At 41.8% G+C, this 23,578-nt stretch carries 28 protein-coding genes; 12 read left to right on the top strand and 16 right to left on the bottom strand.

What is annotated here, in order from left to right; all coding sequences use genetic code 11:
* The first annotated feature begins 1 nt into the window (after position 1).
* Positions 2–1,333, top strand: a complete 1,332-nt coding sequence (locus ABXS75_11960) for a glycine/betaine/sarcosine/D-proline family reductase selenoprotein B (protein XCP83792.1) — start codon at positions 2–4, stop codon at positions 1,331–1,333.
* Between the two features lie 71 nt (positions 1,334–1,404).
* Here ABXS75_11960 and ABXS75_11955 read toward each other — a convergent pair whose 3' ends face one another.
* Complete coding sequence (locus tag ABXS75_11955; protein ID XCP83791.1) at positions 1,405–2,871, bottom strand: helix-turn-helix domain-containing protein; 1,467 nt, start codon at positions 2,869–2,871, stop codon at positions 1,405–1,407.
* A gap of 240 nt (positions 2,872–3,111) precedes the next feature.
* Between ABXS75_11955 and ABXS75_11950 the strand changes: the two genes are divergently transcribed.
* The 5 genes from ABXS75_11950 (at position 3,112) to ABXS75_11930 (ending at position 7,662) form a co-directional block, all read left to right on the top strand.
* Complete coding sequence (locus ABXS75_11950) at positions 3,112–4,521, top strand: sodium:solute symporter family protein (GenBank protein XCP83790.1); 1,410 nt, start codon at positions 3,112–3,114, stop codon at positions 4,519–4,521.
* Positions 4,522–4,637: 116 nt separating this feature from the next.
* Entirely contained in the window at positions 4,638–5,933 is a 1,296-nt protein-coding gene (locus ABXS75_11945) for an MFS transporter (GenBank protein XCP83789.1), read from the top strand.
* A 109-nt stretch (positions 5,934–6,042) separates the two neighbouring features.
* A complete protein-coding gene (locus tag ABXS75_11940) occupies positions 6,043–6,918 on the top strand; it encodes an amidohydrolase (protein XCP83788.1) in 876 nt (291 codons plus the stop codon).
* Positions 6,915–7,424, top strand: a complete 510-nt coding sequence (locus ABXS75_11935; protein ID XCP83787.1) for a hypothetical protein — start codon at positions 6,915–6,917, stop codon at positions 7,422–7,424. Before ABXS75_11940 ends, ABXS75_11935 begins: the two co-directional genes overlap by 4 nt.
* 25 nt (positions 7,425–7,449) lie before the next feature.
* Positions 7,450–7,662 carry a hypothetical protein gene (locus ABXS75_11930; GenBank protein XCP83786.1) on the top strand — a complete coding sequence of 71 codons (213 nt, stop codon included), beginning with the start codon at positions 7,450–7,452 and terminating at the stop codon, positions 7,660–7,662.
* Between the two features lie 16 nt (positions 7,663–7,678).
* Here ABXS75_11930 and ABXS75_11925 read toward each other — a convergent pair whose 3' ends face one another.
* Complete coding sequence (locus ABXS75_11925; protein ID XCP83785.1) at positions 7,679–8,413, bottom strand: ATP-binding protein; 735 nt, start codon at positions 8,411–8,413, stop codon at positions 7,679–7,681.
* Between the two features lie 328 nt (positions 8,414–8,741).
* Between ABXS75_11925 and dtd the strand changes: the two genes are divergently transcribed.
* The gene (dtd, locus tag ABXS75_11920) at positions 8,742–9,188 is read left to right on the top strand and encodes a D-aminoacyl-tRNA deacylase (protein ID XCP83784.1); all 447 of its coding nucleotides are present in this window, start codon (positions 8,742–8,744) and stop codon (positions 9,186–9,188) included.
* 151 nt (positions 9,189–9,339) lie between these two features.
* Complete coding sequence (gene pepV, locus ABXS75_11915) at positions 9,340–10,710, top strand: dipeptidase PepV (protein ID XCP83783.1); 1,371 nt, start codon at positions 9,340–9,342, stop codon at positions 10,708–10,710.
* Positions 10,711–10,749: 39 nt separating this feature from the next.
* Here the strand turns inward: pepV and ABXS75_11910 are convergent, their stop codons facing one another.
* From ABXS75_11910 to ABXS75_11860, 11 genes are all read right to left on the bottom strand, one after another.
* On the bottom strand, positions 10,750–11,814 hold the full coding sequence (locus ABXS75_11910; protein XCP83782.1) for a tyrosine-type recombinase/integrase: 1,065 nt from the start codon (positions 11,812–11,814) through the stop codon (positions 10,750–10,752).
* 74 nt (positions 11,815–11,888) lie between these two features.
* The gene (locus ABXS75_11905; protein ID XCP83781.1) at positions 11,889–12,497 is read right to left on the bottom strand and encodes a hypothetical protein; all 609 of its coding nucleotides are present in this window, start codon (positions 12,495–12,497) and stop codon (positions 11,889–11,891) included.
* Positions 12,498–12,814: 317 nt separating this feature from the next.
* The gene (locus ABXS75_11900; protein XCP83780.1) at positions 12,815–13,489 is read right to left on the bottom strand and encodes a zonular occludens toxin domain-containing protein; all 675 of its coding nucleotides are present in this window, start codon (positions 13,487–13,489) and stop codon (positions 12,815–12,817) included.
* Between the two features lie 275 nt (positions 13,490–13,764).
* Positions 13,765–14,001: a hypothetical protein gene (locus tag ABXS75_11895; GenBank protein ID XCP83779.1), complete on the bottom strand. Its 237-nt coding sequence runs from the start codon at positions 13,999–14,001 to the stop codon at positions 13,765–13,767.
* Between the two features lie 8 nt (positions 14,002–14,009).
* A complete protein-coding gene (locus tag ABXS75_11890) occupies positions 14,010–15,494 on the bottom strand; it encodes a hypothetical protein (protein XCP83778.1) in 1,485 nt (494 codons plus the stop codon).
* Positions 15,495–15,574: 80 nt separating this feature from the next.
* The gene (locus ABXS75_11885; GenBank protein XCP83777.1) at positions 15,575–15,736 is read right to left on the bottom strand and encodes a hypothetical protein; all 162 of its coding nucleotides are present in this window, start codon (positions 15,734–15,736) and stop codon (positions 15,575–15,577) included.
* A gap of 179 nt (positions 15,737–15,915) precedes the next feature.
* The gene (locus ABXS75_11880) at positions 15,916–16,224 is read right to left on the bottom strand and encodes a hypothetical protein (GenBank protein XCP83776.1); all 309 of its coding nucleotides are present in this window, start codon (positions 16,222–16,224) and stop codon (positions 15,916–15,918) included.
* Between the two features lie 119 nt (positions 16,225–16,343).
* Positions 16,344–16,604, bottom strand: coding sequence for a hypothetical protein (locus ABXS75_11875; protein ID XCP83775.1), 261 nt, complete (start codon positions 16,602–16,604; stop codon positions 16,344–16,346).
* A gap of 83 nt (positions 16,605–16,687) precedes the next feature.
* Positions 16,688–16,885 carry a hypothetical protein gene (locus tag ABXS75_11870; GenBank protein ID XCP83774.1) on the bottom strand — a complete coding sequence of 66 codons (198 nt, stop codon included), beginning with the start codon at positions 16,883–16,885 and terminating at the stop codon, positions 16,688–16,690.
* Positions 16,886–16,895: 10 nt separating this feature from the next.
* Positions 16,896–17,084 carry a hypothetical protein gene (locus tag ABXS75_11865; protein ID XCP83773.1) on the bottom strand — a complete coding sequence of 63 codons (189 nt, stop codon included), beginning with the start codon at positions 17,082–17,084 and terminating at the stop codon, positions 16,896–16,898.
* 21 nt (positions 17,085–17,105) lie between these two features.
* Positions 17,106–17,273 carry a hypothetical protein gene (locus ABXS75_11860; protein ID XCP83772.1) on the bottom strand — a complete coding sequence of 56 codons (168 nt, stop codon included), beginning with the start codon at positions 17,271–17,273 and terminating at the stop codon, positions 17,106–17,108.
* Between the two features lie 220 nt (positions 17,274–17,493).
* On the opposite strand from ABXS75_11860, the gene ABXS75_11855 reads away from it, so the two are divergent.
* The 3 genes from ABXS75_11855 (at position 17,494) to ABXS75_11845 (ending at position 19,882) form a co-directional block, all read left to right on the top strand.
* On the top strand, positions 17,494–18,075 hold the full coding sequence (locus ABXS75_11855; GenBank protein ID XCP83771.1) for a hypothetical protein: 582 nt from the start codon (positions 17,494–17,496) through the stop codon (positions 18,073–18,075).
* A 40-nt stretch (positions 18,076–18,115) separates the two neighbouring features.
* Positions 18,116–19,360 carry an ISAs1 family transposase gene (locus tag ABXS75_11850; protein ID XCP83770.1) on the top strand — a complete coding sequence of 415 codons (1,245 nt, stop codon included), beginning with the start codon at positions 18,116–18,118 and terminating at the stop codon, positions 19,358–19,360.
* A 345-nt stretch (positions 19,361–19,705) separates the two neighbouring features.
* Positions 19,706–19,882: a TraY domain-containing protein gene (locus tag ABXS75_11845; protein ID XCP83769.1), complete on the top strand. Its 177-nt coding sequence runs from the start codon at positions 19,706–19,708 to the stop codon at positions 19,880–19,882.
* 474 nt (positions 19,883–20,356) lie between these two features.
* Here the strand turns inward: ABXS75_11845 and ABXS75_11840 are convergent, their stop codons facing one another.
* From ABXS75_11840 to ABXS75_11830, 3 genes are all read right to left on the bottom strand, one after another.
* On the bottom strand, positions 20,357–21,178 hold the full coding sequence (locus ABXS75_11840; protein XCP83768.1) for an RDD family protein: 822 nt from the start codon (positions 21,176–21,178) through the stop codon (positions 20,357–20,359).
* Entirely contained in the window at positions 21,159–22,142 is a 984-nt protein-coding gene (gene sppA, locus ABXS75_11835) for a signal peptide peptidase SppA (protein ID XCP83767.1), read from the bottom strand. Before sppA ends, ABXS75_11840 begins: the two co-directional genes overlap by 20 nt.
* 73 nt (positions 22,143–22,215) lie before the next feature.
* Positions 22,216–22,629: a hypothetical protein gene (locus tag ABXS75_11830; GenBank protein XCP83766.1), complete on the bottom strand. Its 414-nt coding sequence runs from the start codon at positions 22,627–22,629 to the stop codon at positions 22,216–22,218.
* 269 nt (positions 22,630–22,898) lie between these two features.
* On the opposite strand from ABXS75_11830, the gene lexA reads away from it, so the two are divergent.
* Positions 22,899–23,516 carry a transcriptional repressor LexA gene (lexA, locus tag ABXS75_11825; GenBank protein XCP83765.1) on the top strand — a complete coding sequence of 206 codons (618 nt, stop codon included), beginning with the start codon at positions 22,899–22,901 and terminating at the stop codon, positions 23,514–23,516.
* The last annotated feature ends 62 nt before the right edge of the window (positions 23,517–23,578 follow it).

The following is a 23,578-nucleotide window of genomic DNA, read 5'->3' as shown; positions in this document are numbered from 1 at the left end:
TTTGAAAAAGGTCGTTGTTTATTTAAATCAGTTTTTTGGTGGTATTGGTGGGGAAAATGTTGCAGATTATGCGCCGACAATGAAGGAAGGGCCCGTTGGTCCTGCTATTTCGTTAAATGTGAATCTTAAAGGTGGAGAGGTTACACATACTGTGATATGTGGCGATAATTATATGGCAGATTATACAGAGGCTGCACTTTCTGAGATAGGGGATATGTTGGAAAAAATAGAAATGGATTTATTTGTTGCAGGACCGGCTTTTATGGCCGGGCGATATGGAATGGCTTGCAGTGAAGTCTGTAATTATGTAAAACAGCGATTTCATATTCCTGTTTTTACTTCTATGCATGAAGAAAATCCAGGTAAAAATGTATACCTGAAGGAATTGTACGTTCTTTCTGGTTGTGATAATGCCGGTAGAATGAGAAAAGACATCGCCAAAATGGCAACGTTTGCAAACAAAATTTTAGGAAATGAAGCTATCCTTTGGGCAGAGAAAGAAGGGTATTTTCCGCGTGGAATGCGGCGTGCAGTACTGTTAGAGGATAAACTGGAAAATACTGCAGCAGAACGCGCTTTTACCATGCTTTTAAAGAAAATTAAAGAAGAGCCTTTTGAGACAGAATATCCTATTGTTTTGGCAGAACATCCTCCTGTAGCCAGGCCTATTACTGATATGGCACATACAACTCTTGCTTTTATTACAACAGGTGGAATAGTTCCGATAGATAATCCGGATAATATTCCTTCTGCGTCATCTACCAAATTTGGACGTTATGATATTTCCAAGTTGGAAAGATTAGAGGGTGGTGATTTGAATAATCCCAAGCCGGGGCAGTGGCGTACAGTTCATGGAGGTTATGATCCACAGTATGTTAATAATGATCCACAGCTTGCCGTTCCCCTGGACGTTTTACATGAAATCGAGCGTTCTGGAAGAATTGGGCGATTGCATCCTTATATGTACAGTTTAACCGGAAATCATACAAATAAAAATGAATCTGTAAGACTTGCAAAAGAAATTATTGAATATTTGAAGCAAGATGAAGTACAGGCCGTTATCTTGGCCTCTTACTGAGGGACGTGTACTCGTTGCGGTGCAATGATGGTTAATGAAATTGAAAAAGCTGGCATTACAGTAGTACATGCTGCCAGCATGACGCCTATTTCCCAGAGTTTAGGAGCGAACAGAATTGTTCAGTGCATTTCGGTCCCTTATCCCTTCAGTGATCCAAAGCAGCCTGAAATAGTTCAGTATCAACAAAGAGCTGCACTAATTGAAAAGTGCCTGGTTGCTTTAGAGACGGACATCTCGGAACAAACAATATTTTAATAACTATTTGCAGTAATAAGTGACCAGGGCATCGAGTGTGTACCAGATGCCTTTGGTCACTTAAACGGATTTTAAAGAATGGAACTATCCATTTCTATAAGTAATGGTTGGACAAATAAATCAACTTTTCCCAAATAGCCTAGTATCAGAACGGACATATGAAGTTTCGTCTTCATACGGCTATCTGAAAAATCTATTTTAAACAAAGATTTTATTTTATCAATTCGATTAATCATGGTATTACGGTGGATATATAATGCATCTGCACATCGTTTAATACTCTTTTCTAACAAAATATACGCTCCTAGTGTTCGAATATATTCTGTCTGATGCTGTTGATCGTATTCATATATTTGTTGAATGATTGGATGGCACAAATCCATTAATGCATTTTCATCACCGATTAAACTGAACATATAATATATCATTTGATCCTCAAATCTGTAAAAATGTTGAGATTTTCGAATATTGTATCCTATTTTTAAAGTACGCAGACATTGATTAAGTGCGATGCTCGTTTTATTTAAATCTGTGTAACCATTACTAAGAGAGGCAAATAATCTATGCTTTGTTATGAAGTCAACAAATCCAGAAGGAGGATTATAAAGAATACACCCCTTTAAGGGTATAGGGAGTAACGTCACATAGTAATGTTGGTATCGAAATACTTTGTTCCTCAAGATGTGCGCCAGAGATTCCTGGAGCATTATAGTATCTGTCTGAAATGCAGTATCGATTAGAAGAAGATATAGTGTTGTGTCTTTGGAAATACGGAAAAGTTTTTTCAATTTATCCAGAGCGAATGGTGATAAAAACTCTCCTTTTAATAAATCAGTGAAAAGAAGTTCTTGTGCATTATTTTTAGAACTTGATAATTTGCTTTGAGAAATAGATGAGAAAATTTCACTGAATTTTTGAGCATAATATATATCCGTGGGAGAAAAAATGCGTGCTTTTTCTTCCACCAGAAACCCACCGGCAATAGTATTGTTTTTTCTTAGAAAACATATCATAGAACGGTTTTTATGTTCCTTATCAGCGGGTAGAATAAATGGGTTCATTTCACCGTTTGAAATATAGGGATTCACAGAATGCGGTAAAGAATAGTAGTCATCTTTGAAATTATCAAAGGTTCCCGAATATGTTAATACTTTTAAATCCTGGTCATAAAATACGACAGGATTTCCGATAAGCGCTGTAAAGAGTTCTGCAATTTTTTCGATATTTTCATCAGAAAATTGAGCAGTGCGTATCTTTTCCAATAATAATTCCTGCTTTAAAGCACGGATGAGAGTATTTTGAAGAGTATGGAATACCTTGTATACTTGATTCTTTTCTACAAATACAGCGGGTATGTTGGTTGGAATTTTAGTGGGCAGGACTTCTGCTGTATCTGCAATATATAAGACATTTTTCTGTGTCTGTACTTCAAATTGAAAAATCTGTATTGCGTAAAGTTCGATCTCTCCGTTACCGACATATTGAAAGGGACAAATACTATCCAATTCTTTCAATAACATTTTAAATTTTACACTCATAGGGCACCTCATTTTGATTGTAATTATTTATTACTCTGAATGTAATACTATAATAAATCGACATATAAAGTCAAGATTCGATTTTCTTTTGATATTTTTTTAAAAACAAAACAAACAGGATTGTTAATCAAGTCACAGTTACCTGATTAATAAATAGGCTTTCCGCACAGTGATAGGCATAATGTATTTTGATATAATTAATATAGAAATTCTTAATAAGGTTATAAAGAGGTGATTTACATGAGTATTTTGGACAAGCTTTCATTGGGGGACATATTGGTTATCATACTTTATATTATTTTAATGATAATAATTAGCGTACGAGCTTCAAAAAAAATAAAGAATGCTCATGATTATAATCATGCTGGTCAGAATATGTCATGGATTATGATTGCAGGGACTTGCATAGCTACTACAATGGGAGCCAATATGGTTCTTGGAAAATATGATTTGATTGTTGAGTCTGGGCTTTCTGGTATCGTTTCTTATCTGTTTTGGTGGGTAGGCTGGGGGTTCCTTTTGCTGCTGGCGAAACCTCTACGTGAATCCGGGGCAATATCGATTCCACAGTTCATCGAAAAAAAGTATGGATCTACAGCCAGGAAAATTGCTTCCTATTGTGTACTGCTATCCATGGTTTCGTTTTGTGCCAGTAGTTTTCTTGCAATTGGAAATATTCTGGAAGCACTTGGCATTTGCAATCATGAAGTAGGGACATGGATTGGTGCAATTGTGGTCATTTCTTTCACCATTTTCAGTGGATTATGGGGTGTTGTATTGACAGATACGATTCAATCCGTGTTATTACTGATTGGTTTTGGAATTTTATTTCCGATTATTGTTATAAAAACTGCTGGAGGCTGGGAAACTATAGTGGCTTATAATGGACCGGAAAGAATGCAAATTTGGGGTGGAATTGCTCCGGTGACAATGCTGGGCTGGGTCGTATACAATATCTTGTCAGTAGGTGCCAATGCTACATATGCACAACGTATTTTTCTGGCGAAAAGCACACGGGATGCGGTGCGTGGCCATCTGGTAGCGTGGGTATTTACATTGGCTGTATGTGGGGTATTTTCGGCATTGCCAGGATTGGCTTCCAATATGATTTTTCCGGAAGTTAAGGGAAGTCAGTTTACTCCTTTATTTATTGTCACATATTTTCCGGTTATCGTTCGGGGATTGATGTTGTCTATTCTTCTCGCATTGATATTAACGTCCGGAAATAGCTATTTGATGTTATTAAGTTCCACTGTTGTGGATGATATAATTCGCCCAATAAAGAAAGATTTATCAGATAAAAAAGTTATTTTTGTCACACGCACAATATGTGTATTGTCAGCGGGGATTATTTGTATCATGGCATTGTATGTAGATAAACTGTATCAATTAACCAAAACTGGAGGCAGCGCTTATGGAGCCGGGATATTTTTTCCGTTAGTGATAGGGTGTTTTGCAAAAAAAGTAAATGCCAGAGCCGTTTGTGCTTCTATGGTTGCAGGCACACTTACATCATTCTGCTTTGACATGTTCCTGAAAATACCATTAGGATTGGATATGGATGGCGGCCCTATTGGGGCAGCGCTTTGCCTGATAATTATTTTGAGTGGCTATTTATCTAAGAAAGAAATAAGAAAATCGGAAGAGTAAATTATAGCTCGGAATTTATGGAAAGTTTAAATTATGTTGTATCAGTTTTGATAAATGTATTCTTTGCCTGAAATTTCAGGCTTGAATAAAAATAAAAGATAAAGAGAGGGTAAATTATGGAAACATTGGAAAACAAAATTACTTACAAACAAATTTTGATGGTCTTTTGCGAGTCTTTAGGGTGGGCTGGGGTCAATGTCATGGGTTACGTTTTCTCCAATTATTACTCGCTGATTCAGGGAGCATTTGGGTATGAAACTATTCAAATTGCAAACTTGAATACGATTATGGCCGGAGCCAGTGCAATTTGTTATTTCTTTGGTGGCTTTTTTGCAGACATTTTCAAACCGAAGATCAATATGACGATCGGATACTTAGGTCTGACTGCCTGTGGTGCGACAATGTTGGCACTTCCCGGTTATAATATTATGAAGTTGGTTGCTGTTTTAGTTTCGTTTTTCGGATTGGGATTCTACATTCCTTGTGCTTTGAAGTACATAGCTGCGATGGGTAACCGTAATCAGCAATCTAAACTTTATGGCTATTTTTACATGTTTGCAGCGATTGAATCAATGCTGACCACGCCGTTCATATCTGCTATTATTTCCAAATCCGGTGATTATGATGGTATGAAAGCAATGCTGTTCTTCTTTTGTGGAATGATGATAATTTCTTTATTGATTCATTATCTGTGGGTAGAACGTGCCGTTATTCTGGCAGAAAAGAGCAAAAAGGCAGAGGCCGAAAAATTCAGTTTTAAAATTGTGGGTGATCTGCTTAAGAATCCCAATTTCTATTTGGTTATGCTGATGGCATGTGCAACTACTTTGCCGAACCACTTGAATACTTATGTTCAACCTTTGCTGCAGAGTGAATTTGGTGCTTCATCGGCGGTTACACAATTTGTGTCTCAGTGGGCAAATAATGGTTCAGCTATAATTCTGACACCGCTGGCAGGTATTGTCGCAGCAAAACTGGGATCTACCATGCGTGTGATATCCTTTAGTATTTTGCTGGGAGTTGTTGCTTCCGGAGCAATGCTGATTCTTCCTTTTGATCCTGCTTATATGATTTTATTGGTTGTATTAGTATTTTGTTTGCGAGGAGTCTTTAATATTGGTAAACCGGCACGACCATCCATGGTTGGTGAATCTCGGCTTCCGTCGGCTTCACGAGGTACTATTAATGGATTGATGTTTGCCCTGACCGGTGTACAGAAAACGGGAGTTTCTGCATTTGCAGCATATGCATTAACGAGTTATGAAGGGGCAACAGGTTACCGTATGCTGTATGGTATATCCTTTGTTATTATGATAATTTGCTTTATTTTGGCATTATATTTCTCTAAACGCTTAAAAAGAGCGAAAGAGCGCGATGCTGTCGAAGGGACACCAGCAGGTATTATGGTTTAAAATGGGAAGAAGTGTGTGACATAATTTGGAGGGTATCCTCGTATTTGAAAGAGATAAAACATATAGTTTGGGGATACCCTCATTGATTTAGGGCAAAGGTGAAAGGATAATGAATACAGACAAAATAAATAAATATTTAGCGGAATGGTATGAAAGAAATGAAAAAAAAGTGCGTGTTCTTATGCATACATTATGGGCGCATCCGGAAGTGGCATTGAAAGAGTATTATGCCTGTGATACTATTGTCAAATTTTTGCAACAACAGGGATTTGTTACAATCGAAACTCATGCTGCTGAGAATTGGAAAAGTTCTGAGGAAAGGCCAAATACAGTGATTGCCTCCTGGGGACATGGGAAACCGGTTATTGGTATTGTTGGAGAATTGGATGCTCTTCCAAATTTAGGAAATGAAAATGTCCCCAGGAGGCAGGCGTTGGAGGGGCCAGGTCATGCGTGCGGACACAATCTTATGGGAGGCGGTGCTGCTGCAGCTGCTTCTGCGCTAAGGTATGCGATGGAAAAAGAAGAATTACATGGTACTATACGTTTAATCGAAGCGCCAGCAGAAGAAATTGGTGTTGGGAAAGCATATCTGGCTAAAAACGGCGTTTTTTCAGATTTGGATATGGCGCTAATGTGGCATCCTGCGCAGGGGAAATTAGATATATCACCAGTCAATCAAACAGTTGCGTTTCGTGTAGAGTTTTCCTTTTATGGAAAAAGTGCACATGCGTCTGGTATGCCATGGGAGGGACGAAGTGCTCTTGATGCAGTGCAGTTGATGAATTTGGGATGTGAATTCATGCGCGAGCATATTAAACCACATGTCAGAGTTCATTATTACATTCCGAATGGTGGAAGTGCCCCTAATATTGTGCCTGACTATGCGTCCGTTGTTTATATGTTTAGAGCATTAGATGATTATGGTGCTGCAGAAAATGTAATGGAGCGTGCTGTAAAATGCGCAGAGGGGCAGCTCTTATGACTGAAACAGAAATGGAGTATAAAGTGGATTCTGTAGTTCCTCAATTTTATTATAATTATCCACTTTGTCAATATCATGAAATGGCAGTTTCTAAAGTCCCGGAATTAAGGTATACAGAAGAGGAGTATGATTTTGCTCGTGAGCTATATAAAAACATTAATAAAAATGACTTAATGATCCCTGAAGATTCTGAACTTTTACCAACTGGATTTATTCCTTTTAACTTAGAAAAAAAAGGATGGCAAAATTGTACGGATGCAGCTAATATGACATATTTTTGCCCAACTATTCATTGTCAGGGGCTGGGACGTGTTACAAAAAGTCCTGGACATCATTGGAATGTCACGGCAGTGTCGGGATCCAGTTTGGGGGAAACCGCAGGAATTTATGCATATAAAACACTTGCTCAGTTAGGGTACGATGCGCTTACTAATCCGGAGATTGTAGAAAAGTGTTGGGAAGCTCATCGTACCATGAATATACCACGTTATAAAGAATGGATATAATGTATCAGAGAGAGGAGATTATTTTATGCCATTTATTACAATAAAATCCATACCTAAAGATGAAAATGTCAAAAAATCCATAGTAACCAAAATTGTGAAAGTTTTTGAAGAAACGTATGGATGTAATGCTGAACATGTTAGTATTTCGATTGAAGAGTGTAGTTCAGCAACTATTCAACAGGAAATTCAAAAGAATATGGATAAAATCTATATTTTGAGAGGTAACGCAGTCAAATAATAGATTTTACTAATATTTAACGCTGGCGAATGATGCGTTCAGGCCAGCCTGCAATATTTCCGTTCAGTATCGCAGTGAACATGCGGTTCTTGACGCCCGGGTTCTCCAGATTGATCTGTCTGATCAGGTCCTTTGCATACTGCCGTTTGGTCAGGCCGTCTACCGGACAGCGGCTTTTGACGACCGGGAGATTGTATTTGTGCTGAAATCCAATGACATCTGCTTCCTCCACGAACATGATCGGCCGGATCACAGTCAGATCCATTCGATCCAGATAGGTCTTCGGCGAAAAGGAGTGAAAGCGCCCTTCAAAGATCAGGGAGAGCAGCATGGTCTCGATGATATCATCCTTGTGGTGAGCGTATGCCACCTTGTTGCAGCCGATCCGCTTTACAGCCTCATTCAGTGCACCCTTTCGCATTTTGGCGCATAAGGAGCAGGGGTTCGGTTCCTTTCGTTCCTCGAACAGGATATGTGCGATATCTGTCTTTACAATCTCATATGGAACCTGCAGCGTGCGGCAAAGCTCGGCTACCGGTGAAAAATCACATTTCTCGTAGCCCAGATCTACGGTCACGGCGGTAAGGTCAAATCTTTCCGGATAGAACCGGCGCAGCCCGTGAAGCGCATATAGAAGTGTCAAACTGTCCTTTCCGCCGGAGATCCCGACTGCAATGTGATCACCTTCCTGTATCATGGCATATTCATCCATGGCTTTTCTCGTAAAACTCAGTAATTGCTGTAATTTCATAAAATCGATTCCTTCCGGCCTGAAAAGGGAAATAGGCTCCCTGTCGGCACATAATTTTCCATGTATTTTCGCGATTCATATTTTATCATATTCGGCCTGTAAAGTCACTGAAATCCTGTATATTTTTTTCGCTTTTGTTTCTCAAAATACGTAAAAATCTATGTATAAACTATTTGCCACGAGAGACATTAAATGGTAAGATAGAATTGGCTCGGAAATGATACATAATTTGCTGTGAATATTAGTGCATGAATAAGTATCAGGATAAGGGCGGATCTGCATATGCATTGCGTATGTATTGAGGAGAAAACAGAAAGGATTTGGCAGGATGAGATTTGTGATACAGCGCGTGACACATGCCGATGTCACTGTGGAAGAGGAAGTCATCGGGAAGATTGGGAAAGGCTTTCTCGTGCTTATTGGCGTCGGGCAGGAGGACACCCGGGAAATTGCAGACAAGATGATCAAGAAATTAGTGGGAATGCGTATATTTGAAGATGAGAACGGTAAGACGAACCTGTCGCTTGCAGATGTAAGCGGAGAACTTCTTCTGATATCGCAGTTTACCTTATATGCAAACTGTAAAAAAGGGAACAGGCCGAGTTTTACGGAAGCGGGCGCACCGGATATGGCAAATGAGATGTACGAATACATCATTTCGGAATGTAAGAAAAGTGTTCCGGTGGTGGAGCGGGGGAGCTTTGGCGCGGATATGAAGGTGAGTCTGTTAAATGACGGACCGTTCACGATCGTGCTTGACTCCGACAGGCTATAAATGCTTAATGGAGTGCAAGATGGAACATCAGAGAGTAATTGCATAAATTGCAGGAAGGATACCAGATACCAAAGGAGCAATTTCATATATCAGGAAATCGCGCAGCGATGCGTTGAACATAAATTAATCAGGAAAGAGAGGATATGATCCTATGAGTTATGAAGCATTGAACAAGAAAATGATGGAGATGCAGGAGGAGATTATCGCTTCGATTCAGCAGAATATGAGAATCGAGAGTGTGCGTGGCGAGGCGAAACCGGGAGCACCCTACGGGGAGGGGCCTAAAGCGGCATTGGATGATCTGTTGGCGCTGGGAGAAAAGCTGGGATTTCAGACCGGCAATGCCGACAACCGTGTGGGCTGGATTGAGTACGGTGAAGGAGAAGAGATGGTTGGAATTCTCGGACATCTGGATGTTGTCCCGGCAGGAGAAGGCTGGAAATATCCACCGTTTGGTGCAGAGATTCATGATGGAGAACTCTGGGGGCGGGGAATTCTGGACGATAAGGGTCCGGTCATCGCTGCCGTATATGCCCTGAAAGCCATTCGTGATCTGAATCTTCCGATTGACAGAAGGATTCGTGTCCTGTTTGGCACAGATGAAGAGTGTGGCTCTTCCTGTGTGAAGCATTATGTGGAAAATGGATATGAGTTGCCAACGATTGGTTTTACTCCTGATGCAGAGTTCCCGGCTATTTTCTGTGAGAAGGGGACCAGTGGATTTATCGCTGGTGAGAAGATGATTAATGAAGGTAAAATTAAAGTAGAATCCTTTAGCGGAGGTATGGCTGCAAACGTGGTGACTCCGTTCTGTAAATTAGTCGTGTGCGGACCTCTGAAAGTGACACCGGCAGAGGGAGTCACTGTTCGAGAGGAAGAGGGAAAGACGATCGTAGAGGCTGTCGGCGTTTCCGCACATGGAAGCACACCGCAATTAGGCGTCAATGCAGCAATCAGACTATTAAATGCTGTAAAAGAAAATGAATTTGGCGGAACTTTCCAGCAGTATGCGGATTTCTTATTGGAAAAGATTGGAACCGAGACAAACGGCGAGTCCTTGGGAATCCATTTTGTAGATGAGGAAACGGGAGAGACGACTGTAAATCTGGGTGTCGTAGAATTTAATGAGAAAGAGTGTTCATTTACTTTGGATATCCGTTATCCGAAGAATGCTGACCCAGAGGTTGTTGACGATCGTGTAATCAATGAAATCAACAGCTATGGGCTGGATGTTCTGAAAAAGACCAATGCAAAACTTCTGTATGTTCCAAAGGATTCTGAACTGGTTTCCAAGCTGGTGAAGGTGTATGAGGCGGAAACACAGGATTGCAGGGAACCAATCGCAATCGGTGGCGGAACCTACGCAAAAGAATTTCCGAATATGGTTGCCTTTGGACCGGCGTTCCCGGGAGAGGAAGATGTTATTCATCAGCCGAATGAACGTGTTCAGCTTGATAAAATGATGAAATCCTATCAGATTATTGCAGCGGCTATGTATGAGCTGGCGCAGAAGAACGGATAAGGTATTATAAAGAAAGAGAGTAAAGCTCAGGGTCCCTTGCTAGGGTTCTCTGAGCTTTACGATATTGGCGGCGCTGCGCCTGCGGTCTTCATCGATGGCCGCGTAGTGCTTTTTGGTGGTATTTACATCCTTATGACCAAGTACATCTGCCACCAGATAAATATCTCCGGTTTCCTTATAAAGCGAGGTTCCGTAAGTACTCCGCAGTTTGTGCGGCGTGATCTTTTTGTTTGGGGTTACCCGGCGGGCATATTTTTTGACCATATTTTCTACCGCCTGAACTCCCATACGTTTTTTCTGGGTGGATAAAAAGAGTGCATTTTCTTCACCCGGGAGAGGAGAGGCAGCCTTGCGAGTGGTCTCCAGATAGGTGCGGAGCGCTTTTTCCACTTCATCGCCAAAATATACAACCATCTGATTTCCACCTTTCCTGGTCACGGTGATTCCGTTGTTTTTAAAATCGATATCGCCGATATCCAGGCCCACGCATTCCGATACACGAATGCCTGTTCCCAATAATAAAGTCAGGATTGCAAGATCACGTTCTCTGGTCTTTTCATAATATACCCGTGCCTGTCCGGTCAGTTTGGCGCCGCATTTTTCCACATGATCCAGCAAGCTTGCCACCTCGTCCGATTCCAAACGTATGATCGCCTTATCGTGTAACTTCGGCATATCTACAAGTAAAGTAGGGTTCTTTTCAATTATCTCGTGTTTATAGTAATATGCATAGAAGCTCCTGAGAGCTGACATCTTTCGTGAAAGACCTTTTTCCGTATTTGTTGTGACCCGATTGCTTTCTTTACTTTTGTAGACCTTCAGATATTCCTGGTATTCTTCGATATCGACCGGGGAAAGCATCTCCAGATCCGATGGCTTAAAGTCATTCATCGTATAATTCTTGAAGACGGGGTTCTCCTGTAATAAGAATTGGAAGAATGTCCGGATATCATATGCGTAAGAAATCCTGGTTCTGGGTGAGGTCGTCGGTTCAATTGCGCGAAAATAATCTTTGGCAAATTCCGGCATTGTCTTTAATACATCACGTAACCGCAAGGTATTATCAATATATGTTTGTTCCTGATATGTTTTTGGCTGTGCCATGATTAATGAAAACCTCCTTTAAAATAAAGTAAAATTGCTGAAAATAAGAAAATCCAAATAAATCATACCATATATTATAAAAAACGTCCACATCTTTTGGAAAAATCAGGATTTGTCGTATAGATTGGCACCTCCAGGTATATCACATCAACATAATCAGTGCGTACCTTCTTTAAATGCCCCTTACTCTCATCAGAACACGCTAGAATCTCCTCCACTGGCATTAACACACAATATTCATCAATAACAGGTTTATCGCAGTTATTTGAAGCCCAATAGCGTTTCTTTCCCTTAGTTACTGAACACAATTCTTTAGACACATATTTGACTATGTATGAACAGGCTTTCTGCATATCGTCAATTTTAGTCACCGTAGAAAAGCCCAGCTTATACCGGCCAATGTTATAGATCACACGGCCTTTCTTGTCACGATGGCCACTGTCAGTGAATTCCATGTTATCACAGCCAGCGAACAGACCATGAAAATGCCAGCGTCCGGATTTATGCAGTTCTGGAACAATCAGATACTTTAGTTCGGAATTACCACGATTCTTTATGTTCTTAAGCCATTGCGACAATTTTTTACTGCACTCCGAATAATCAAATGAATTAACCTTTTCTGGGTCAAATGTCAACGTAAAGAACCATTCCCAGCGGTTACTTTTAGCGATATCATAGATCATATTTTTAGACCTCCTCACTGAACGTTTTAGATTTTCTTCAGGGTCACCCATGTTACGATACCATTCCACTTCCTCAGTAAAGGGATTGATAAATTTATGAGAATTACAAGGGAATATTTCCCCTGATTCCAAGCTGAAAGGCTTATTTATAATCCTATCTCCCTTAGAACAAAGAGGCAAAGAAAATATCTGTAATTGCTCAGTGTCAAGGTATTTTTTAACCCTAACATTAAACATAACTCATACCCTAACTTTTCTTTAAATTTGTTAAATGACACTCAAGTGTCCCTATTGTCAAGTATATAGGGACACGTCCTTCACGACACTTTTTCCGCCCCTTCCGGGCTGTCCGCCTCGGCTCCGGGCGGGGCCCCTGACTCCCCGTCCTGCACCGAGCCGAACATTCCGAATGTGTCATACAAGCTATAGAACTTCTTTTCTGCGATAAAGAATTCAGAACCGACTTTCTCTTTCATCGGGTACCACACTTTCACAGCTACGAACAGCTTGCCAAGACAGAACGAGCTCAGGATTTTTCCCTTCCAGCCGAAGTTGCTGACCTTCCGGTGAACCTGTTCGTATTCGATCAGGGAACGTATCTGGCGGTCAATCATGCGGTCGAACTGCGCGACCAAAATGACGTCATAACCATATTTCCGGTGCTGGGTAAAGAAGGACAGCCATTTGTTGCGTCCTTTCGTATTCCATTCCCTGGCATTGAACATCAGCTGGCATTCGTCGATGACAAGAAGCAGAGCGCCCTCCCTCGCCCTCTGACCGGAGAAATAGTCAGCGGAATACTGGATGAGGAATTCCGGCGTCAGAGACTCATTATCCTTCTCAACGAACTCTCCCCTACATCTCGGTATTTTGGTCAAATTTATCGCGAAATTGGCGATTACAGGCATATTTCTCTTCAAGGTATAATATATGACCCTTGCAGTATGTAAGGACTTTCCAGAGCCAGGTGTGCCAGAATACAGATAGATCATAACGCAGTCCCCTCCTCTCCCGCTCTTTATAGCAGTTATATTTGACACCGCAAAAGACATAGGTGTCGAGACAGTTCTGGCAGATGCCACAACTGTAATCCTTATCGCCATACTGACAGGTGATGCATGTGCCTTCGGTCTCTTCATCGAACCACATAAAAACACTCCTTTCCTACCCGTTATAGTCACTATGCACAAACAAAAATAACTTTTCGGTCTGGATCAGCATCAGCTGACGTCAGCTGAAGACTCAATATTTGTGCAATATATACAACTTATTCAATCGCCTTGATCCAGCGAAGAATGATGGAATACATATAGAACAGTCCGATCGCCACGAGCCACGCTTCCCCTATCGCGATCATCTGTCCCACAGGGATGAACCAGTTAAGCCATCCGAGATATGGAATATCACTACAAGCCTCTATGAACTGGGTGAATGGCGACGTCGGAAGGAGCGCCAGCACCCAGTCAAGGAACTGTCCTAAAATCTCTTTCATAAAACTCAGCATAAGATCACCTACCCTTTAATCAACGCTCTTGTGGAAAGCACAAGGCCAACAATATACAATACCAAAAACATCGCCCGGCAGACCGCTGCTACTCCATTGAAATCCTTCAAATCAATGACGAAGGTATGGTCATAGTTAATCACACCAAAATGAACCGGAACTTCGATTCGTGGTGTCACGGGCTCCGCGTTAAACAGACGGAAACAATCGACCAGATCAAACGGAATGCAGAACGGGAATATATGCTTTAGATCACGGAGAAAATCCTTATTGTTCGTAGGATTGTCCGGATCAGGGTTAGGGTCTGGATCAGGGTTAGGGTCTGGGTCAGGGTTAGGATCTGGATCTGGATCAGGGTTAGGGTCTGGATCAGGGTTAGGGTCTGGATCAGGGTTAGGGTCTGGATCGGGGTTAGGGTCTGGATCTGGATTAGGGTCCGGAGCTGGCGCTGGGTCAGTTTGAAGGCTTGCAAGGTACTGGTTAACAAGTTCCAACTGCGCAGCCGGATTAATGGCAGTGCCTATACTCTGTAACAGATTCTGGAGCGCCTGAAGCTCCGGTATACTATAGAGCTTAGTCGGGTCAAATGACGGAAGGACAGGCAGATCAGTATTACTGGCAAGCGCATTCGATAAATCTGGAGTAACCCAGTCTGAACGGCCATTTTCGTAATAATCAACACCTTCTCGTTCAGAAGAGAAAATAGGAACATCACCTCCATAAGATGCAAGAGAATCTATACTAGAAGATGAGTTAGAAAGTTCCCCAAGAAAAGTCGTTGAATTGGTACTAGTAGAACGAGAACAGCCATATAACGGATTAGAACCATTGCGTTCAATATGAAGAGTACCAGATTTTAAATAAACAACCATATCAGTACCAAAATAATATGACAATACAAAAGTACCATCTTTATACGGATAGACAGTATAAAAATGAGAATTAAAAGAAGAAGGATCAAACCCCTTTTTTAAACAAAGTGAATTCACAGAATTCATTGCTTTATCAAATTTTTCTTTTGAAGTTGCCGTCTTCAAAGCTCCATACTTTTCCTTCACAATATCCCCCACGATCGCGCCCAAAAGCGGAACCGCTCCGGCAGTCAGGGCGATTCCTTCCGGCGAACTAAAGAACGAACTGAACGGAGGCAAATCCTTTTCCGTGACTTCCCCGTCTCCGTCACCGTCGTATTTGTCATCATCGTTATCCGGGTCATCAGGATCACCAGCACCACCATTCAGTATTGTAAAACGCGCAGTTTCATAAGCCTCTTCAATATCATCAGCAAGAGCGCTAGAACCGTCCGTATTGCCGTAATAAGCCAAAGTAACGCAACCGTACATCAAAAGAAGGAATGTTACTATAGCAACATCATCTACCCCAGCAACTGCCTTTACACTCCTGGCTTTATCATAAGACATCATAACAGACCCACTAGCCAGCACTCCTACCAGCACATAAACGACCATCTTTTTAAAACATCTTTTCTTCATCTCTTTCTCTTTTCCTCCTTTCCGATAAAAGAAAAGAGCCGGATTTCTCCGACCCTTTCCACTTAGCAAGTTCTTCCGTCCTACTTAGACACAACTCTTTTAAAGATTTTAATACCAGTAGTGACCACGATCATAGCGCCCACAACAGGGAGCGCGATCGGCAGAACGTCCGCGATGATACCAGTGATTGAAGTACCAACGGTCGTAAAGCTAGTTGTTAATGCAGTCGTTACAGCTTCCATAAACTCCTCTCCTTTCCCGGTTTACACCGTTTTGAATATTTTAACTAATGCATGCACAGCAAAACCAATCATCATAGGGATGCACCCTATCACAAAACCCGCCGGAATGGCGGATACAAAAAGTGAACCGCATTCCTCCAGCGAGATAACTAAAAATTCCCCATTCATGACCTGACACCTCACGCTCTGAAATATTTAGCCAGTATGTTGCTGGCAAATACACCTACCAATAAGGCTATGCCAACCATAGTAACAATCAGGCAATTTGTTATAGTATCCAGTCTCTGCCCTATTCCTTCCACAGAAACCGAAATCGCCTCGAGAGTCTCCGAATACTGCGCAAGATATTCCTCGTTCGAACTGTCAGGCATCAGAGCTTCCTCCACAGGAGCTTCGCTCTCCGAAGGTGTTCCCTCAAGACCAGGTGATGCTTCATCATGAGCATCCCCAGCAACAGAATCCGGTTCAACAAACAAATCCTCATTCATTCCACGTTCTCCTACACCCAAGCCCGGTATGATGGACTATCCTACCGGGCAACCGCCATTGTAACCGTAATTCTCCCAGCGTCAAGGCACGCAAGCTCAAGGCCTTGACCCCGTGATAATTACTTTAGTTTGTTCATCGTCATGACACGGAGCCGATTATAATCGGTATTGAATTCAAAATCGAAGGAACAGATATCGCCCTTCTTGATTCCCGATTTCATGATATGCTCTTCGAGATCGACACACGGGAGCATTCCCATGTCTGCATCAGACAACTCCACTCCTATCTTGAAGCTCTTAGCCATCTTCCCGGCATTATCCTTATACTCCGTGAAGCTGATGCTTCGAAATTCACCCTGAAAAGTTCCATAAATCTTCATACGCTTATCTCCTATTCTTTTATATTCCAACCACTCTCAGTGGCAGTTACCTAAGTTAGGGTAGGCGCCGGAGCGCCCACCTCTTAATATCTATTTTCCCTGACAGTCACCATGATGCAGTTATCAACGGCAGTAATATAAGAGACTGACCTTGAACGGACTTCATACGGAATAATCACATCATCACCTCGATACAAAGTACGATACTGGTAGGGTTCTTCCAGCCTTTCTCTTATCAACAGTTCACCATGCAGATAACGGAGCAGTCTATCAACAGTCACTTAACCACCTTTACCTTTCTACCAATATCGTCAAGCAAGCATCAGATGGGACAATCATCAAAACATCTTCATCACAGAGATCTGATGGAATATCGAAACCAAAACCAATATAAAGATGCTCAAAAGGCTTAGAATCAGCTTCCTCAATCGAGACTCTGGATTCACAAGAAAGAACATCAACAAGTTCCTGAATCTTCATTTCTCAACCACCCCTTCCAAATCAAATGACATATATGTAGAGTTCTTCTTTAAAAATCCCCATACGGTCAACCTCATGGTCAAGAAGCTCCTCAGGAATCTGAGAAAAAGAATCGTAATGCGTTCTCAGCCTGTTAACGATAATGTCAACAGGAATCCCTATACCATAACTAATATCTTTTACCTTCATTTTGCGCTCTCCTTTCTCCTACCCTACCCTATGCCATGTTTACCAATGGAGGCCAAACAGGGTTGTTTCATGAAGAATAATTCAAATGATTAAGCATACTGTTTTTACGGGGGTTATGGAAATTATACATTTTTTTCATAACCCTCGACTTTTTTCTCTTGTAGAGGTATAATGTCTATATAGTATAGGTATGCTCTACCTATACAGAAAGGAGGATATTATGCCAGTAACAGAGAAAAAATATCCTGACTGGGTGCAGGAGAAACGGACCAGGGGAACCACCGTCAAAAAGAAAGGTGATACTTATTATCTCTATAAACGCACTTCCAGGCGTGTTCCCGGGAAAAAATACCCACAGCCGGTAGATACTTATATCGGCATCATAACTCCGGAAGGAGTCATAAAAAGTGAAAAGAAAAAAATATCCCTGGGAGGGATAGAAGTGAGGGAGTATGGATTCTCCAGGGCAGTATGGCAGCTGTGCCCGGAGGGATGGAAGAAACCTCTGGGGAATGACTGGGAGGATGTCCTTTCGGTTATTCTGAAAAAATGGTCACCAGAGACCTACCTTGCGAAAGAAAGAGAGATAAAAACGGAGCAGGAATTTCACTATCAGTTTAATGCCCAGGCAGCATCCCTGAGCAGACGGATTTATAAAGAGCACGGAGTAGAACTTCAAAAACTGCAGATATTGAAAAGTATTTATCTGCTGTATTTTGAAAAAGAAAGGGTGATATCAAAGATTAGTACAGAACAGGAGGAACTGTTAGAAAAAACAGGGGTGGAACTTTCCGTGTGCTGAGAATGGCTTTCGGACAAAAATGCTTCTGGAATATATGAGGATGGTGCCGGATCCACGATGCGGCCGGGAGACAAAGCATGACTCTGCGGAAGTGCTGGTATGTCTGGTGACCGGTTTTCTGGCAGGAAAGACAACTATACGCAGGAGCCTTAGATGGTGTAACAAACATCTGGAAGAGCTGCGGGAATATCTTCTATTAAAGAAGGGTATCGCATCCCCGGCAACAGCATGCCGGATCCTATGGGGGATTGACGTGGAACTGTTTGCGCTGGCATTCATGGAATGGATCGGGGAGATTGTAAGCACGAAAGGAATCCATATATCAATTGACGGAAAGGCACTGCGGGCAGCAATGGAGAAAGTGAAGGATTTCAGGGCCCCGATGATCCTGAATGCGATAGATGCGGTAACGGGACTGGTGATCGCGCAGATGCCCATTCAGAATAAAGACTGTGAGATTAAGGCGATACCGGAGCTGTTGAAACTGCTTGATATCCAGGGAAGTACAGTCACAACAGATGCAATTGGGACACAGACGCAGATCATGGAGCAGATCCTTTCCCAGGGGGGACATTTTGTGCTGATGGTAAAAAAGAACCAGCCACAGTCCTATGATGAGATCGTGAAATATTTCGGAGAGATGGCAGAAGACCACAAAAAGATGAAAAAAGACAGTAACTACAGGGCAAGGTATCCGGAAATGCAGGAAAAATATGAGGAAGTGTGCCAGCAGGAAAGGAACCGTGACAGGCAGGAATACCGATGGTACAGCGTTTGTGGGGAATGCAGCCTCCTGACAAAGACACAGAAAGAATGGCCTTTTGTAAAAACAGTGGGATTAGCCCGTCAGATACGGATACCGGTTGAACGGGATCCTAAGGGAAATGATATCACACCAGATGTGAGGACATTTCTGGAAAAGGGTTCAAGAAGAAGGCCCAGACCAGTCCAGGATGAGGAAAGGCCAAAGGATATACAGAAAACAGGAATGATCTCGGATATGGAACTGACAGCGGAAGAAATGGGACGTATAAAAAGGGAGCACTGGTCGGTCGAAAACCGACTTCACCATGTGTTAGACGATACGTTCCGTGAAGACAGGTCCCCGGCGAAAAAATCAAAGATCAATCTGGCCCTGATCAGGAAGTTTGCCTATAACATCCTGCGGATAGCTATGCTGGCCGGGGACTGTTCGGAGATCATGACAGAAGCTATGGACGAGTTCAGTGATGATCCATTCTTAAGAAAGAAATATGTCTTCAACGGGATAGCCAGTTTCTATTGATATAAAATAAGTATAAGTTATTTTGAAAAAAGTGTAAATAAGATATAGGGATATTTTGCGCCTTTTTAGAGGGCAAACATCTTGGATGCGGGTAAGGAATTGCAAAGGATGCGTTTAGAAAGATTCTGATCTGAATAATAGAGGGGTTATAACAAATGAAGCTGTTTGGGAAGATTCATGAAACAACCCTGGGAGGCCAAAGCCCCAGCATTGATAAACAAGAGAAAATATGTTATAATGTGAAACACAATCGCCAAAAAGTGTATACACCTTATATACACCATTAATATACAATAGGTGCATACACTTTGTCAACACTTTTTTATGAATAAAGGAGTATACGTTATGCCAAGTCAAAAACCTAAAATAGTTGTAAGAACAGATGGAGAGATAAAAACAAAATTCGAAATTATAGCAGAAAGAAATAATAGAAGCGCCAGTAAAGAAGCGGAATATTTAATAAAAAAGCACATTGAACAATATGAAACTTATAACGGAGAAATCAAATTAGACAAAGAATAATTGTATATATTGCACAAATGCTATTGCTTCAGTAAAGCCCGATCGGGCGGAATAAATCGATTTCGTTTGTGCATATTAACAATAAAAGATAAAAAGCTGAACTTCTGGACGTTCGACCCCGGACATCTAACGTTCAATCTCTGACCGGGTAGCTCTGAGAGGAGCTCCCCGATCAGAGTTTCACTTACGACAAATCCCGGTTAGTCGCACAGATTGAGTAAAGAGGAACAGAGCGGTTTACCGCTCTGTCTCATAATCTGACACTGCGCTGACGATATCACTATTCCAGGAGGGGAAGATATCGTCAGCTTCGTTTGTGACAAACCGTGATGGATTTGTCGTATAGATTGATGTCAACAAACCACTGCTATCAAAAAGGGATTGACGAGAAAAGCAAGAAAAATGCTGGGTATCTGCATTTGCAAATTCATCAATCCCTTTAGATTTTCAGTTATTTTAAATAATTTTTAATAGTTAATCCTGTATTTTATTTTCCGGACATTCTGGTTCTGATACACATTCTTCTTCATTGAATGCTTCCGAATTTTGTGTATTGCTTGTATTTGGCTCATATGGCGCGTTTTGCATTGGGACACCATATTGATATGGACCAGCGCCATAAAATGGCTGATTCGGCCGATTAGGGGCTGTATTATTGAAATGTGGCTTATCGCTACTTTGATTATCTTTAGTAGAAGGACCGGTATAGGAATACGGTCCAGCCGGCATCACAGGGGGATTCATGTTCCCTGTATTCGAGAAAGTCCCGGTCTGGCGATGTGCCGTATTGGTTTCAAACAATTTCAGTTTTTTGCCATATACGACTCTGGTATCACATAGAATATCGTGTATTCCACATTTCTCTTTTCCAATACCTATCATAAAATAACCGATGCAGAGCAGGAAACTGCTTAAATATCTCCCGATTGTTTCCCGGTAAATAATATCAAACAGGCTTACTCTTCCATCGGATGTCTTCCGGCTGATCACGACAAGATTCATGGCACGTTTGCCAAAGGTACACCCGGTATAATAAGTTAAGATAATAAAGTAAGCTACTTTCACGAGATATAGCAATATGTCTTTCAATGAAAACTGAAATAATAAACCCTTATTAAAAAAAGTGCTTCCGGCACCGGCAAATTCTGAAAAGAGCAAAGCTCCCAGTCCTAAAAACATGCGAACGATCAGCAGCATGAAAAAGACAATGATATTGTCGATGAGAAAAGCAGCGAGCCGTGCCCAGAATCCGGCATAAGTGTACTCTTCTGCCCGATTAGCGTAATTGTTCTGCATAGTACATCAGCACCCCACTTTCCATCTTATCAGCAGTTTCAGTAAGGATCTGTGCTTCTGACTTTGGTACGATTTCTTTGAGTTCAGAGAACAGGGAGGAAAAGAAATTCGTCTTGGCCGGCATATCATAATACATGTATGTGTCTAATTCTTCTTCGAACGCGGCTCTCATCTCCTCGTAGGAACTGATTTCATCTACCAGTCCGTTATTCACGGCCTGCAAAGCGGTATAGGTACGCCCATCAGCAAGAGTCCGCACAGCGTCTGTACTCATATTGCGCCCTTCTGCGACCTTTGTCACAAAAGCGTCGTAACATTCGTCTACCTGAGATTGGTAGATGGCAATCTGCTCTTCTGTCATCTTGCTGCTGTCTTTGTTGGCACCGCTCGTAATGCTGATATAGCGTATTCCCAGTTTCTCATATAATCCGGACAGATCATATCCGGACATAATTACGCCAATGGAGCCGGTAACGGTGTTCTTGTTTGCATAAATTTTGTCGGCAGCAACGGAGGCCATATACCCGCCGGATGCTGCGTAGTGTGCCATATAAGCCCAGATCGGTCGTCCGGTGGATTCGGAGTATTCTTTTAATTTGTCGTACAGCTCTTCTGATTCATATACGGTTCCGCCCGGAGAATCAATGTAAAGAAGAATCCCGGTATTGTTGTCGTCCCAGGCAAGATTGTCAATATATTCCATAGTGGAAAGATGCTGATAACCTGCAGGAGCTTCAAATAGAGATTCCTGTGTCTGTTCCTGAATGGTTCCTGTTACCTGTACAATGCCGATATACTTTCCATCTGGCGGTGTAAATGAGGTCTCATCTGCCAGTTCTTCCAGTAAGGCGGTATTTTTAGAGAAGATCCGTTCAGACAGTGCATGAGAAAGAACACTGCTGAAACCTACCACCACAAAAAGAACGGCAGCCACGACAAGTCCGATAATCTGCTTATTTTTCATAATATGCGCCCCTTTTCGTTTGTACTTTCATACTACTACAAGTATACGAGTAATGATGTCGGATTGTCAATGATTATTCGCATTCAGACAGCTGTGTGTCAAGGCAGGCGACCAGCATATAGTCTCCCGGAGTTAAGTGTTCTGCTTCCGATATACTGAGATTATTGATCTCTGCCAATTCATCCATATAATCATAAATAGAGTCACAAGATGAATTCATATACTCTTCTGCGAGGCTCCAGAAGGTGTCTCCCTCTTCGATCCGAACACTTTTATAATACTTGTATTCTGCGGGCTCCTCCTGCGCATTCACATGTGCGCCGGAGAAAAAGCTGCCGAACCCAAAACTGCATATCATGATCAAGAGGACTGCGGCAACACCCGTCAAAAAACGCCTGAATGGACGAATATATTTTTTGCGATGTGCAGATGATTTGCATGACATATGAGTTTTTACTGTTCTCTTTTCATTTCTTCTTTTATCCATATCTTTGTCCCCCTTAAAATAGAGTCTCCCACTCGAAAATCCGTTCCGAACAACTGTTCTTCTATACTATATAACAGGAACAAATGTTTGTCAATCATTTACAAGAAAAAATCGAACATATTTTCTAAACATTTGTTTGCTTTTTCCGAAGGTTTATGATATGATGATATCAGGGTCAAAGTTTATGGATGATATGCTTGTATGTCAATACATGGCTCTATATAATAGGTCTGGTGAGTAATAAAGTTATTGACTTAGGAGGTCAAAGAATGAGTAAAGGAAAGATAAGCAAGAAACAGGAAGAAATTTTAGAATATATCAAGTCTCAGATTCTGGAGCGGGGATTTCCGCCGGCTGTTCGGGAGATCTGCGATGCAGTGAATTTAAAGTCTACTTCTTCTGTCCACTCCCATCTTGAGACACTGGAGAAGAACGGCTATATTCGCCGCGATCCTACCAAACCGCGTGCAATCGAGATTTTAGATGACACCTTCAATCTGACGCGCCGTGAGATGGTCCAGGTGCCGATTCTGGGTCGTGTAGCTGCGGGGGAACCGATTCTGGCTCAGGAGAATATTGAAGATTATTTTCCTATTCCGGTAGAATTTATGCCGAATAGCGATGTATTCATGCTCGAGGTTCACGGAGAGAGCATGATCAACGCGGGAATCCTTGACGGCGATTATGTTGTCGTAGAAAAGAGAAGTGTAGCTTCCAACGGTGAGATGGTGGTCGCATTGATCGAGGATGGCGCAACGGTAAAGACATTCTATAAAGAAGAAGGTTATATTCGTCTTCAGCCGGAGAATGATCACATGGAACCGTTTATCCTGACTGACGTGGAGATTCTCGGAAAAGTAATTGCAGTAATGCGTTTTTTCCGTTAATGGACTGATAGTTGAACTCTTACTTGACTTAAGAAAGCTTCGGTTGGGTTTCATTCCAATGC

The sequence above is a fragment of the Roseburia hominis genome (assembly GCA_040702975.1).
GTDB classification, from domain to species: Bacteria; Bacillota; Clostridia; order Lachnospirales; family Lachnospiraceae; genus Allocoprococcus; species Allocoprococcus hominis_A.
This window is presented reverse-complemented; position numbering and strand designations above follow the sequence as displayed.

Excerpts from the sequence above, each read along its gene's own strand:
- ABXS75_11955 (XCP83791.1), bottom strand. The coding sequence starts at position 2,871 with ATGAGTGTAAAATTTAAAATGTTATTGAAAGAATTGGATAGTATTTGT.
- ABXS75_11950 (XCP83790.1), top strand. The coding sequence starts at position 3,112 with ATGAGTATTTTGGACAAGCTTTCATTGGGGGACATATTGGTTATCATA.
- ABXS75_11945 (XCP83789.1), top strand. The coding sequence starts at position 4,638 with ATGGAAACATTGGAAAACAAAATTACTTACAAACAAATTTTGATGGTC.
- ABXS75_11940 (XCP83788.1), top strand. The coding sequence starts at position 6,043 with ATGAATACAGACAAAATAAATAAATATTTAGCGGAATGGTATGAAAGA.
- ABXS75_11935 (XCP83787.1), top strand. The coding sequence starts at position 6,915 with ATGACTGAAACAGAAATGGAGTATAAAGTGGATTCTGTAGTTCCTCAA.
- ABXS75_11930 (XCP83786.1), top strand. The coding sequence starts at position 7,450 with ATGCCATTTATTACAATAAAATCCATACCTAAAGATGAAAATGTCAAA.
- ABXS75_11925 (XCP83785.1), bottom strand. The coding sequence starts at position 8,413 with ATGAAATTACAGCAATTACTGAGTTTTACGAGAAAAGCCATGGATGAA.
- dtd (XCP83784.1), top strand. The coding sequence starts at position 8,742 with ATGAGATTTGTGATACAGCGCGTGACACATGCCGATGTCACTGTGGAA.
- pepV (XCP83783.1), top strand. The coding sequence starts at position 9,340 with ATGAGTTATGAAGCATTGAACAAGAAAATGATGGAGATGCAGGAGGAG.
- ABXS75_11910 (XCP83782.1), bottom strand. The coding sequence starts at position 11,814 with ATGGCACAGCCAAAAACATATCAGGAACAAACATATATTGATAATACC.
- ABXS75_11905 (XCP83781.1), bottom strand. The coding sequence starts at position 12,497 with ATGATCTATGATATCGCTAAAAGTAACCGCTGGGAATGGTTCTTTACG.
- ABXS75_11900 (XCP83780.1), bottom strand. The coding sequence starts at position 13,489 with ATGATCTATCTGTATTCTGGCACACCTGGCTCTGGAAAGTCCTTACAT.
- ABXS75_11895 (XCP83779.1), bottom strand. The coding sequence starts at position 14,001 with ATGCTGAGTTTTATGAAAGAGATTTTAGGACAGTTCCTTGACTGGGTG.
- ABXS75_11890 (XCP83778.1), bottom strand. The coding sequence starts at position 15,494 with ATGAAGAAAAGATGTTTTAAAAAGATGGTCGTTTATGTGCTGGTAGGA.
- ABXS75_11885 (XCP83777.1), bottom strand. The coding sequence starts at position 15,736 with ATGGAAGCTGTAACGACTGCATTAACAACTAGCTTTACGACCGTTGGT.
- ABXS75_11880 (XCP83776.1), bottom strand. The coding sequence starts at position 16,224 with ATGAATGAGGATTTGTTTGTTGAACCGGATTCTGTTGCTGGGGATGCT.
- ABXS75_11875 (XCP83775.1), bottom strand. The coding sequence starts at position 16,604 with ATGAAGATTTATGGAACTTTTCAGGGTGAATTTCGAAGCATCAGCTTC.
- ABXS75_11865 (XCP83773.1), bottom strand. The coding sequence starts at position 17,084 with ATGAAGATTCAGGAACTTGTTGATGTTCTTTCTTGTGAATCCAGAGTC.
- ABXS75_11860 (XCP83772.1), bottom strand. The coding sequence starts at position 17,273 with ATGAAGGTAAAAGATATTAGTTATGGTATAGGGATTCCTGTTGACATT.
- ABXS75_11855 (XCP83771.1), top strand. The coding sequence starts at position 17,494 with ATGCCAGTAACAGAGAAAAAATATCCTGACTGGGTGCAGGAGAAACGG.
- ABXS75_11850 (XCP83770.1), top strand. The coding sequence starts at position 18,116 with ATGGTGCCGGATCCACGATGCGGCCGGGAGACAAAGCATGACTCTGCG.
- ABXS75_11845 (XCP83769.1), top strand. The coding sequence starts at position 19,706 with ATGCCAAGTCAAAAACCTAAAATAGTTGTAAGAACAGATGGAGAGATA.
- ABXS75_11840 (XCP83768.1), bottom strand. The coding sequence starts at position 21,178 with ATGCAGAACAATTACGCTAATCGGGCAGAAGAGTACACTTATGCCGGA.
- sppA (XCP83767.1), bottom strand. The coding sequence starts at position 22,142 with ATGAAAAATAAGCAGATTATCGGACTTGTCGTGGCTGCCGTTCTTTTT.
- ABXS75_11830 (XCP83766.1), bottom strand. The coding sequence starts at position 22,629 with ATGGATAAAAGAAGAAATGAAAAGAGAACAGTAAAAACTCATATGTCA.
- lexA (XCP83765.1), top strand. The coding sequence starts at position 22,899 with ATGAGTAAAGGAAAGATAAGCAAGAAACAGGAAGAAATTTTAGAATAT.